General features: G+C 28.5%; 12 protein-coding genes. 9 read left to right on the top strand and 3 right to left on the bottom strand.

What is annotated here, in order from left to right; genetic code table 11:
• Positions 1-17: 17 nt before the first annotated feature.
• Positions 18-404: a Co2+/Mg2+ efflux facilitator ApaG/CorD gene (gene apaG, locus KI686_RS07290; RefSeq protein WP_237588613.1), complete on the bottom strand. Its 387-nt coding sequence runs from the start codon at positions 402-404 to the stop codon at positions 18-20.
• 337 nt (positions 405-741) lie between these two features.
• On the opposite strand from apaG, the gene KI686_RS07285 reads away from it, so the two are divergent.
• The 4 genes from KI686_RS07285 (at position 742) to KI686_RS07270 (ending at position 3,321) form a co-directional block, all read left to right on the top strand.
• A complete protein-coding gene (locus tag KI686_RS07285; RefSeq protein WP_237588612.1) occupies positions 742-1,068 on the top strand; it encodes a hypothetical protein in 327 nt (108 codons plus the stop codon).
• A 52-nt stretch (positions 1,069-1,120) separates the two neighbouring features.
• Positions 1,121-1,450 carry a hypothetical protein gene (locus KI686_RS07280; protein ID WP_237588611.1) on the top strand — a complete coding sequence of 110 codons (330 nt, stop codon included), beginning with the start codon at positions 1,121-1,123 and terminating at the stop codon, positions 1,448-1,450.
• Between the two features lie 51 nt (positions 1,451-1,501).
• Positions 1,502-1,849: a hypothetical protein gene (locus KI686_RS07275; RefSeq protein WP_237588610.1), complete on the top strand. Its 348-nt coding sequence runs from the start codon at positions 1,502-1,504 to the stop codon at positions 1,847-1,849.
• Positions 1,850-1,974: 125 nt separating this feature from the next.
• A complete protein-coding gene (locus tag KI686_RS07270; RefSeq protein ID WP_237588609.1) occupies positions 1,975-3,321 on the top strand; it encodes a sigma-54-dependent transcriptional regulator in 1,347 nt (448 codons plus the stop codon).
• Here KI686_RS07270 and KI686_RS07265 read toward each other — a convergent pair.
• Positions 3,314-5,740 (bottom strand): hybrid sensor histidine kinase/response regulator, encoded by a 2,427-nt coding sequence (locus tag KI686_RS07265; protein WP_237588608.1) that lies wholly within the window; start codon positions 5,738-5,740, stop codon positions 3,314-3,316. The two genes, KI686_RS07270 and KI686_RS07265, sit on opposite strands and share 8 nt — an antisense overlap.
• A gap of 9 nt (positions 5,741-5,749) precedes the next feature.
• A complete protein-coding gene (locus KI686_RS07260; RefSeq protein ID WP_237588607.1) occupies positions 5,750-6,967 on the bottom strand; it encodes a type IX secretion system plug protein in 1,218 nt (405 codons plus the stop codon).
• 205 nt (positions 6,968-7,172) lie between these two features.
• On the opposite strand from KI686_RS07260, the gene KI686_RS07255 reads away from it, so the two are divergent.
• The 5 genes from KI686_RS07255 to nqrE all read left to right on the top strand — a co-directional run bounded on the left by KI686_RS07255 (position 7,173) and on the right by nqrE (position 11,944).
• A complete protein-coding gene (locus KI686_RS07255) occupies positions 7,173-8,522 on the top strand; it encodes a Na(+)-translocating NADH-quinone reductase subunit A (RefSeq protein ID WP_237588606.1) in 1,350 nt (449 codons plus the stop codon).
• Positions 8,523-8,526: 4 nt separating this feature from the next.
• Complete coding sequence (locus tag KI686_RS07250; protein WP_237588605.1) at positions 8,527-9,726, top strand: NADH:ubiquinone reductase (Na(+)-transporting) subunit B; 1,200 nt, start codon at positions 8,527-8,529, stop codon at positions 9,724-9,726.
• A 2-nt stretch (positions 9,727-9,728) separates the two neighbouring features.
• A complete protein-coding gene (locus KI686_RS07245) occupies positions 9,729-10,475 on the top strand; it encodes a Na(+)-translocating NADH-quinone reductase subunit C (protein ID WP_237588604.1) in 747 nt (248 codons plus the stop codon).
• Between the two features lie 3 nt (positions 10,476-10,478).
• A complete protein-coding gene (locus tag KI686_RS07240) occupies positions 10,479-11,126 on the top strand; it encodes an NADH:ubiquinone reductase (Na(+)-transporting) subunit D (protein WP_237588603.1) in 648 nt (215 codons plus the stop codon).
• 83 nt (positions 11,127-11,209) lie between these two features.
• Positions 11,210-11,944 carry an NADH:ubiquinone reductase (Na(+)-transporting) subunit E gene (gene nqrE, locus KI686_RS07235; RefSeq protein ID WP_237588602.1) on the top strand — a complete coding sequence of 245 codons (735 nt, stop codon included), beginning with the start codon at positions 11,210-11,212 and terminating at the stop codon, positions 11,942-11,944.
• Positions 11,945-11,946 lie beyond the last annotated feature (2 nt).

Here is an 11,946-nt window from a genome sequence, read left to right as displayed (position 1 = left end):
TTTATTTTGAGATTTTTTTAATTTAATAACAGTAGGGTTGTTAGTTGAAAAGTTGGTATTATTACTTTAAATTGCTCGTAAGTATCTAAGTTTATCATAGTATAAAACCCTTTCATAGCTCCCATGTTAGATTCTAAAAAACAACCAGAGCTATATACATAGGTGTCGTTTGGTTTTAAAATAGGTGTTTGTCCAATAACACCTTCTCCGCTTACAGTTTCTGTTTTATTTAAAGAGTCATAAATTTCCCAAAACCTATCAGTTAGTTTTACTGTGTAAGAAGATTTGTTTTCTATGGTTATTACATAAGTGTATGTGTGGTACAATCTATTGTTTCTATAGTTTGTACCATTATAATTTGTTTTAACAGAAATTTTTATCCCTTTCGTTATTTTAGAAACCATTACGAGTAAAAGTAGTTTTTTTGTTTAAAAACTACAAATGATTTTTTTCTATTTATTATAATTTAAATAGCACAAAAAAAAGACTAAAAATTTGTTGCTTTTAATAAGGTAATTTAAAGTTATAAAATCTCTTTTGTGTAAAGTTTACCCGGTTTATTTGTAGTTACTCATTTTTTTACTCAAAATTTTTAATGCTGAAAAAAAGATTTTAATTGAATTTAAATTTCTGATTTTTAGTTATTTAATTGTTTTGTTTTAATCGGTTTTATTTGATGGCATGTTTATTTCTATGTATTTAACCGTAGAATAATAATTAATCTTATAAAAACCCAAAAAAATGAAAAAATTAGTTTTAACAGTGGCTGTAGTTCTATTAACAAGCAGCGTTTCGGTATTTGCTCAATCAAACAATAATCCTAAAGAAATTGCTTCTGTAATTGTAAAAGAAGAATTTAAAGAAATTACAATTAAAGAAATGCCAGAATCAGTTGCTAATGCAATTTTAAAAGATTTTCCTAAAGGAGCTGTAACCAAAGTATATGTAAACGAAAGTGAGCAGTATAAAATTGCTATTACAGTAGAAGAAACAGAAAAGATTCTTTATGCAGATAAAGAAGGTAATTGGTTGAAGAAAGAAGATATAATTACAAGTACAATAGAGTAATTATCAAACAAAAGATCTTCAAATTCATTTTTAACAAGAAAAAAAATAAATCATGAAAAAATTAATCTTAACAATAACAGTAGCAATTTTAACAAGTGGAGTTTCGGCAACTTCATTAGAAAATAAGTATAGCAAAAACTTTAATAAGGTTGTTGCTGTAGTTACCAATAGTGAGTTTAAAGAAATTGCTTTAAAAGAATTACCAGATGCAGTTGTAGATTCAATTTTAGAAGATTTTGCAGCAGCAATTGTAACCAAAGCTTTTGTAAATGATCAACATCAATATAAAATTAAATTTATGATTGATGATGAAACTAAAAGTTTTGTTTATGCTGATGAAAAAGGAAATTGGTTAAATAAAAGAAAAGTGAAAGATCTTTAAAACAAGATTTTAAACACAATTTTTAAAAAAGTAATTAAAAAAAACAATATCATGAGAAAATTAATTTTAACAGCAACGGTAGCAATTTTAACAAGTGGAGTTTCAGTTTATGCTATAGAAAATAATAGCCTTAATAATATCAATAAAATTACAACACTTTCTGTTGATGATGATTTTAAAGAGATTAATTTAAAAGAATTGCCAGCAGCTGTTACAGATGCTATTTTAAAAGATTTTGCAGCTGGTACAGTAACAAAAGCGTATGTAAATACAAGCGAACAATATAAAATATCAATGATTGTTGATGAAAAAGAAAAAGTTGTTTTTGCAGATAAAGAAGGTAAGTGGTTAAAAGAAGAAGAGGTAATTGAAGAAAAAGTAGAAAGATTAAAGATTTAAAAGTCTTCCGTTTCAGTTTTTCAAAATTTCAAAAAAAGAAGAAAAGATGTTTTTTAATTAAAATGTCTTTTTTTTTGTTACAATCAATGTTATCTTAATATTTTTGTAAGAAACGTATAAGCTTTATGAAAGGGATTTTATTAGTAGAAGATGATGTAGCTTTCTCAGAAATGTTAAAGCAATTTCTTAAACGACACAAATATGTTGTTGAGGTAAGTTATAATATAAAAAATGCGTTACAGCAATTAAAAAACCAAAAATACGATTTGGTTTTTACAGATTTACGTTTGCCAGACGGAGATGGAATTACTTTGTTAAAACAGATAAAAAAAAGCAAAGATCCTGTGCCGGTTGTTTTAATGACTAGTTATGCAGAAGTATCTACTGCTGTGCAAGCAATGAAACAAGGTGCTTTTGATTATATTTCTAAACCTTTTAATCCTGATGAGGTTTTAGAAGTTATAAGTAATGCTTTAGAAGAAAAATCTGATAATAGTACTTCAGTTTCTAAAAAGAAAGAAGAAAAAACAATTAATAAGCCATCCACAGATTTTATAAAAGGAATTAGTAGTTCATCAAAAGTTCTTTATGAATATATAGATTTGGTTGCGCCTACAGATATGTCTGTGCTTATTACCGGAGAAAGCGGTACCGGAAAAGAAGTAGTTGCCAAAACAATTCACTTAAAAAGTTCTAGAAAAGACAAGCCTTTTATACCTGTAGATTGTGGTGCAATTCCTAGAGAAATTGCGTCTAGCGAATTTTTTGGTCATAAAAAAGGTTCTTTTACAGGCGCAAATGATGATAAAATTGGTCATTTTGAATCTGCTAATGGAGGAACATTGTTTTTAGATGAAGTTGGTAATTTAACTTACGAAAACCAAATACAATTACTAAGAGCTTTACAAGAAAGAAAAATAAAACCAATTGGTAGTAGTAAAGAAATTAATGTTGATATTCGTTTGATTACCGCAACAAATGAAGATTTACTTTTAGCGGTAGAAAAAGGAGATTTTAGAGAAGATTTGTATCATCGGTTAAATGAGTTTTCTATAAAAGTACCTAATTTAAAAGATAGAAATGATGACTTAATTTTATATGCAGATTTCTTTTTAAATAAATCTAACCAGCAGTTAAACAAATCGGTTGTTGGTTTTTCTAAAAGTGTATTAACTATTTTTCAAAACTATCAATGGCCAGGTAATTTAAGAGAGTTGTCTAACGTAATAAAAAGGGCAACTTTATTAACAAAATCAGAAATTATTGATGTTAATGTTTTACCTAGCGAATTGATTGCTGTAAAAGAAAATAGCGCTACGTTATCCAATAAGTTTTCAACAAAAGAAAACGAAAAAGTACTTATTATAAATGCTTTAGAAGAAGTTGATAATAATAAAACTAAAGCAGCAAAATTATTAAACATCACCAGAAAAACACTTTATAATAAAATGAAAGAATACAATCTTAACTAAGATAATTTTTTAAAGATTTTATAAATTCGTTTAAATGATGTTCAAAATCAATAAAAACATCATTATCAAAAGTGTTTGTGGTTTCAAATAGCTCTAAGTGAGGTATAATGGCTTTAACTTCTAATTGCTTAAACATGCTAAGCATTTTATGACTTGTTTTGTTAAGTAAAACAACATCGTTATTTTGTTCTGCTTTTTTTAATAAATCATAATTGTCAAGTGTGTCTTTTAAGAAAATTTGCAATGTTTTTTCTATTGCAGAAACATCGTTATTTAAAAAAGAATTTAAAGTTTTAATGCTAAAACCTTTTGTGTTTTTTTTGTTTTTGATAATGATTGATTTAGAATCTGCTGAATCAGCATTAAAAAAACGAGATAAAATATTTTGAAGTTTATTAGAATCAAATGGTTTTATTAAAACTTCAGAAAAACCACTTTTTATCAACTCCTCTTTAGAAATATTTGCACGTCCGGTCATGGCAAATATTGGTTGTAAATTGTATGATTTTGTCTTTTTTAAAACTTCCATAAAATGGATACCATTCATTTTTGGTAGTTGAATATCTGTTAAAACAAAATTATAGGCTATTTTATCAATTTCTTTAATAGCTTCTTGTGCGTTTTCAAAAGTGAAAGTTTTAATCTTAAATTGTTTTAAAAAATCTTCTAGAAGTTGTCTAATAGCATCATCATCATCTATAACAATCGCTGTTAAGTTAAAAACAGGAAGAATTTTTTTAGTTTCTTCTGTTTTTACAATCGGTTTTTCAGATAAAATAATTGGTGTTTTTAATGTAAAAGTGCTTCCTACATTTAGTTCGCTTTCTAAACTTAGAGTACCATTTAGTAATTCTGCTAATTTTTTAGAAATGGTTAATCCTAAACCAAAACCTTTAATATTGTTGCTTTTGCTATTATCAGCCTGATTAAAAGCTTTAAATATTTTGGCTTTTTGTTCTTTACTAATACCAATACCAGTATCGCTTACAGAAATTTCTAAAGAATTTTTATCTGTATTTTTATTTAAAAAACTAGTTACGGTAATGCTGCCTTCGTTTGTAAATTTACAAGCGTTAATAATTAAATTAGATAAAATTTGCTTTGTTCTAAAAGGATCTCCAATAACAAGGTTTTTGATTGTTTTATCGTGATTGATAATAAAATTAATGGGTTTGTTTTTTATGATGCTTTTTGCATTTAAAACAATTTCATTAATACAGTTTTCTAAATTAAACGGAATAGATTCTATGTTTATATGACCATTTTCTAGTTTAGAAAACTCTAAAAGATCATCAACCAATTGTTCCATATAACTAGACGATTGTCTAATATGATCTATGTAATTTTTGTCTTTTGTATTTTTTGTTGTTTTTTGTAATAATTCACTAAAGCCAGAAATGGTGTTTAAAGGTGTTCTTAAATCGTGACTTACCATAGAGATTAATTGCTCTCTACTTTTTAAAAGTGATGTGGTTTTTTTGTTGGCTTTTTCTAATTGATTACGATATTTCTGTGTTTTCCAATAATCGCTTAAAATAATAATCGAAAAAATAATTATGATGATAAAACTGATTCCTGCTGCAAGTAAAATAATTTTTCTACTCTGGTTTAAAGTTTCTTCTCGCTGTTTATTCATGCTACTTGTGTAGAGAATAATGTCATTTTCTAAATTACCTAAAAGTTCATGAAGTTTTCTAGAAATAGTTAAATCGTTTTCTATCAATTCATTTTGTTTTCTTTGTAAAGACAGCCGTTGTTTTATATTTTTACTTTGTGCTTTTTTTAGCATGTCTCTAGAAACAGAAACCAAAGAATCTATTTTTTTTTGCTCTATATTATTAATAGAATCTTTTGGTATATATTGGTTTAGTTGCAGTGCAAAATCTTCTAATTTAGCACGAGTTTCATTGTCAAAAAGTAAAGGATTACTTACAAAATCATTAATAGTTATTTTAACCAAAAGAGAGTCTATAGAGCTTAGTTTACTTAGGGCATTGTTTATAGATTCATCAGAATTATTGTTCTTGCCTAAGTTTTTTAGATCTATAATATTCTTTAGTTTTTTGTCAATAATTAACTTAATGCTATCTAAAATAAATTCTTGAGAATTGTTAGCAATAATAAGTTTTAATGAATCTATTTTTGTTACTAATTTTTTATTTTCATTTAAATATTCATTAAATTTTTGTTCAGAATTAAATTGAAGAGCAGCTCTAGCTAAACTTTCATTTTTGTAAATATTAGCAATTAAAGTTCCTGTTTTTACAATAATATTTCTGTCAGAAATATCTTGTTTTTGTGTTTGAGTAAATGTTTTTATTTCAGAAAGCACTAAAAAACCAGAAATTGTAGCTAAAAAACCAAGTATAATATAACCTATTAAAACCTTAAAAGTAAATTTGTTTTTTAGTGATTGCATAAACTACAATTATTTATTTTGATTAAAATAACCAGTGCCAATGCCAACTACACGTTCGTAAAAACTACCAAAAGGCTTGTAATAAACAATAACAGTATATTCATTTTCTGTTTGATAAAAAGATCCATTTATTTCGTTAGCATCTATTTTCTTATTGCTATCAAGTGTAACGTAAGTATAGTTGTAAAAACCTTGTTTAAGTAGTAAGTTTCCGGTGTAAGTTCTTGTATTTTCATCGTATTGCATTTCGTTTTCATCAGTAAGATTAAAATCGTTAAAAGCCCCGTAAATGTATACTTTTTTGTTTGCAAAAGGTGTTTCTGTAATTAATGAAAAATGCATAGAAGCGTAATCTGCTTCAGTTGCAGAGTCGTCTGCTTCTATGGTTCTAATTACAAATTGACCATTTATATCTGGGTTGTAAACGTAACCTTTAAAAGGATTGTAGGTAAAAGGATATATATAATGATGATAAATATCTTTTTTGATGATTTTTGCAATGTTTAAACTCTTATTGCTGATTAATTTTGTGTCAAAAAAAGTGTACTCATTTCCTCCCCAAAAATTAGTTTTGTTTGTATAAGTATATAATAATTGGTTTTGCTTAAAAAATGTAGGTTGTATGTTTGTTATTTTTTCATTCCAATTATTGTTTTTTAAAATTACAACATTAATTTCTTGATTTGGATTGTTAATTTTTAAGTTAGGATGATTTATAGAAAACTGAACAGTTTGTTGTGTGTTTAGTGTTTTTGTATTTCTACTTCTTTCAACCAGAACTCCCGTTGTTACTAGGTTTTCGTACAAAACAAAACGTTTTGTAAAAATAACTTCATCATAACTATTTAAAACAGATAAAAGGTAGTTTCCGCTTTTTGTAATTACGGTATTTGTATTGGGTATTTGTACAGAATAATGCTTGTAATTTTGAAGCGTGTTAAAAGAATTAGTAACATCGATAATTGTGTTTTGATTAAAACCATCTATGTATTGGCTAGACGCCAACCTACTAGACTCCCAATTATGCGTCATATGTTCTATTTTATATTGATAATCTTTACTGTCTGCATCTAAATCATCAAAAGATAATTCTAAAATAGTACCAAGCGGAACAATAGAAGAAAAGCTATCTTCTTGTAAAGGTCGTAGTTGTATCGATTTTATATTTTGAGAAATTAGATTAAAGCTTAAAAATATAAATATCAGTATAAAATTTTTTTTTCTCATTTAACAAAAATAGTATTCATTTTTTTGAATAATTAAAATTTTAAGCCAAAATTTTTAACTAAAACGATTTCAATAAAAATAATAATTTAGAATTATTATAAATAAGAAATTTTACCCAAGATAAAAGTTAAAATATTTCTTTCATAAATAGCAAAAAGCCTAAATTTGCTTGATTTTTTATGATAACTAACAATTCCAAATTACTATGTCAAAAGACATTCGTATTAAAAAAGGCTTAGACATTAAGCTTGTTGGCAGTGCAGAAAAAACAACTACAGCTATTACTTTAAGTAGTGTTTATGCAATTAAGCCAGAAGATTTTCACGGAATTATACCTAAGCTTATAGCTAAAGAAGGAACAGAAGTAAAAGCTGGTGAGGCACTTTTTCATTCAAAAAGTGACGAACGTATTTTATTTCCTAGTCCGGTTTCTGGTAAAGTTGTAGAGGTAATTCGTGGGGCAAGAAGAAAAGTTTTAACAGTTAAGATAGCAGCAGATTCTACACAAGAATTTAAAGATTTCGGCACTAAAGATGCAACAAAGATGTCTGCAGAAGAGGTTAAGGATTATTTATTTGCTTCAGGTTGTTGGCCATTTGTAAAGCAACGTCCTTATGATGTGGTTGCAAATCCAAATCAAGCACCAAAGGCAATATTTATTTCAGCATACGCAAGTGCACCTTTAGCGGCAGATTTAGATTTTACTTTAGCAGGCAAAGAAGCAGAGCTGCAAGCAGCAATTACAGCTGTTTCTAAGTTAACAGAAGGTAAGGTACACGTTTCTGTAGGTGCAAATTCTAATTCTCCTTTATCAAAAGTAAGTGGGGTAGAGTTGCATAAAGTATCTGGTCCTCATCCATCAGGAAACGTTAGTACTCAAATTGCACAGATAGATCCTATTAACAAAGGAGAAGTTGTTTGGGTAATAAGACCACAAGATTTAGTTATTATTGGTGAGTTGTTTTTAACTGGTAAATTTAATGCTACTAGAACAATTGCTTTAACAGGATCTAAATTTAGCAAACCACAATATGTAACTGCAATTGCAGGAGCAACTATTGCAGATATTACTGCTAGTAATTTAGATAGTGATAATGCAAGAGTAATTAGTGGTAATGTGCTTTCTGGTAAAGAAGTAAAAGTTGATGATTTCTTAGGTTATTATGATAACCAAGTTACAGCAATTCCAGAAGGTGATGATTATGAGTTTTTTGGTTGGAACAAGCCAGTTTTTAATAAGATATCTACATCTAGAGCGTTAACTTTCTCTTGGTTAACACCAAAGAAAAAATACGATTTAAATACAAATACAAACGGAGAGCATAGAGCATTTGTTGTTACAGGTTCTTACGAACAAGTTTTTCCTTTAGATATTTATCCAATGCAATTGTTAAAAGCATTTATGTATAAAGATTTAGATGAAATGGAAGCTTTAGGAGGATACGAAGTTGCTCCAGAAGATTTTGCACTAACAGAATTTATTTGTGTATCTAAACAACCTCACCAAAAAATAATACGTGAAGGTTTAGATTTAATGAGAGAAGAATTAGGATAAGATTATGGGCTTAAAACAAAATTTACATAATTTAAAAGAAAAATATAAAGGAACAAAGATGGCTCCTGCGTTTAACGCAATTCATACTTTTTTATATTTACCAAATGATGTTACTCACGGAGGAACACATATAAAAGCAGCAGACGATTTAAAGCGTACAATGAATATTGTAATTATGGCTTTAATTCCATGTTTAATTTTTGGGATGTTTAATGCAGGTTTTCAACACTATGCAGCTATAGATAATTCTTTAAGAACAGATGTGTTAGCAAACTTTTTTACGTTTGATAACCTTTGGATAGGAATTATAAAAGTATTACCACTAGTAATTGTTTCTTATGCAGTTGGTCTTGTTGTAGAATTTATTTTTGCAGTAATTAAAGGACACGAAGTAGAAGAAGGTTACTTAGTAACAGGTATGTTAGTACCTTTAATTGTACCAGTAGACACACCATTATGGATGTTAGCTGTTGCTGTTATTTTTGGAGTTGTAATAGGGAAAGAAGTTTTTGGTGGTACAGGAATGAACATCTTAAACCCAGCTTTAACAATTAGAGCATTCTTGTTTTTTGCATATCCTACTTGGATGTCTGGAGATAAAGTTTGGGTACATGATGCAGTAAATAGAGTAGGTACAGCAGATGCAATATCTGGAGAAACTATTTTAGGAAGCTATGCGCAAAGTCAAGAAGTAGTTTATTCTACTTGGGATAAGTTTTTTGGATTTATACCAGGTTCTGTAGGAGAAACATCAACATTCTTAATTCTTTTAGGAGCCGCATTTTTAATTTTTACAAAAATTGGAAGTTGGAGAATTATTGTTTCTACATTTTTAGGAGCAGCAGTAATGGGTTTCATTTTTAACTTAATAGTTGGCGCAGAAATTATTACAGAATCTAGTAAGTTTTACGGATTAATGAATGCCCCTTGGTGGGAGCAATTATTAATTGGTGGTTTAGCATTTGGAGCTGTATTTATGGCTACAGATCCTGTAACAGCAGCACAAACAAATAAAGGAAAATGGATTTACGGTTTCTTAGCAGGTTTTATAGCAATTATGATTCGTGTATTTAACCCAGCCTACCCAGAAGGTGTTATGTTAGCAATCTTGTTAATGAATGTGTTTGCACCAACAATAGACCATTACGTAGTTCAAGGAAACGTAAAGAAAAGATTAAAACGTACTAAAGTTAAAACTGCCTAATTATGAGTAAGAGAACAGATAGTAATTTATATACAATAATTTTTGCCGTAATTATGGTATTAATTGTTGGTTCGTTATTGGCATTTTTTGCATCGTCTTTAAAACCAAATATCGACGAAAATAAAAGAATAGAAAAGCAACAAAACATTTTATACGCAATGGGCGTTAACGAAAATGATGAATCAAGTGCAAACTTTGTTTCTACAGATGTTGCTGGTGATGAGTTTGCAAAATACATTACAAAGCAAATTGTTATACAAGGTGATAAAATTACTGAGGATGACAAAGCTTATTTAATTGATGTAAAAAAAGAGCAAGCTTCTGCTAAAGCAGGAAACGAAAGAAAATTACCTTTATTTATTGGAGAAAAAGATGGTAAAACATTTTATGTAGCACCAATTAGAGGTAAAGGACTTTGGGATGCCATTTGGGGCTATGTAGCTATGGATGAAAACATGGTTGTACAAGGTGCTTATTTTGATCATAAAGGAGAAACGCCAGGATTAGGAGCAAACATTAAACAACGTTTCTTTATGGATGATTTTGCTGGAGAGCATTTAATGACAGAAGCAGGAGACTTTAAAGGAATTACAGTTGCCAAAGGTAACAATGATCCTAAAAATGAAGAAAAAACAGATTATGAAGTAGATGCTATTGCTGGTGCAACAATTACTGGTGATGGAGTTTCTGCAATGATAAAATCTGATTTAAAATTATACGTACCTTATTTTAAATCATTAAAAAAATAATTTATGGGACTTTTATCAAAAAAAGACGCAGTATTAATTACAGATCCATTATTAGATAACAACCCAATTACAATTCAAGTATTAGGTATTTGTTCTGCATTGGCAATTACAGCAGAACTAAAAGCTTCTATTGTAATGGCAGTTTCTGTAATGTTTGTATTAGGTTTAGGAAACGTAGTAATCTCTTTAATGAGAAATATTATACCATCTAAAATTAGAATTATTGTACAATTAGTTGTTGTTGCAACTTTAGTAATTATTGTAGATTTAGTTTTAAAAGCTTTTGCTTACGAGCTAAGTAAAACACTTTCTGTATTTGTTGGATTAATTATTACAAACTGTATTATTATGGGACGTTTTGAAGCTTTTGCTTTAGGTAACGGACCATGGAGATCTTTCTTAGACGGAATAGGTAATGCAGTTGGTTATGGTTTAATTTTAGTTGCAGTTGGTTTTTTTAGAGAGTTATTAGGTTCTGGTACTTTATTAGGATTTAAAGTATTAGGAGACCCAATAGAAAAAACAGGTTTATATGCTATAGGATATGAAAATAACGGTTTTATGTTATTATCACCAATGGCATTAATCGTGGTTGGTATTATAATTTGGGTACAACGTACTAAGAACAAATCATTAATCGAAGAGAATTAAAAATTAGTTTGCAGGTAACAATTGTAGTTTGTAATTAAATACAAACCAATAATTGAGAGCTAAAAACTATAAACTAAATATATATGGAACATATAGAATTATTTTTCAAATCAATATTTATAGACAACATGGTATTTGCCACTTTCTTAGGGATGTGTTCTTACCTTGCTGTATCTAAAAAAGTATCTACAGCTGTAGGTTTAGGTGCTGCTGTAATCTTTGTATTGGCAGTAACTGTACCTTTAAACTGGTTGTTAGATCAATACATTTTAAAAGAAGGTGCACTGGTTTGGTTAGGTCCAGAATATGCAGAGTATGATTTAAGTTTCTTATCATTCATCATGTTTATTGCAACAATTGCAACAATGGTACAATTGGTAGAAATTATCGTAGAGAAATTTTCTCCTTCGTTATACAATTCATTAGGTATTTTCTTACCATTAATTGCAGTAAACTGTGCAATTTTAGGAGGAAGTTTATTTATGCAGTCTCGTGAAATTCCTTCTTTAGGTTTAGCATTTACTTACGGTATCGGATCAGGAATTGGATGGTTTTTAGCAATTTTAGCAATTGCTGCTATTCGTGAAAAAATTAGATATTCTTCTGTACCTCCAGCATTAAGAGGTTTGGGTATTACATTTATTATAACAGGCTTAATGGCTATTGGGTTTATGAGTTTTGGAGGAATGTTAACAGGTGGTGATGATGAAAAGAAAGAAGAGAAAAAACCAGCCGTAGAAGCTAAGGTGGAAAAAGAAGAAGTAAAAGAAACAGCTAATAAAGTTGTAGCTAAAAACACAAACACAAACCAAGAGTAGAT

The sequence above is a fragment of the Polaribacter sargassicola genome, assembly GCF_021991835.1.
GTDB lineage: Bacteria > Bacteroidota > Bacteroidia > Flavobacteriales > Flavobacteriaceae > Polaribacter > Polaribacter sargassicola.
Note: the sequence above shows the minus strand (reverse complement) of the source record. Positions and strands in the feature narration are given on the sequence as shown.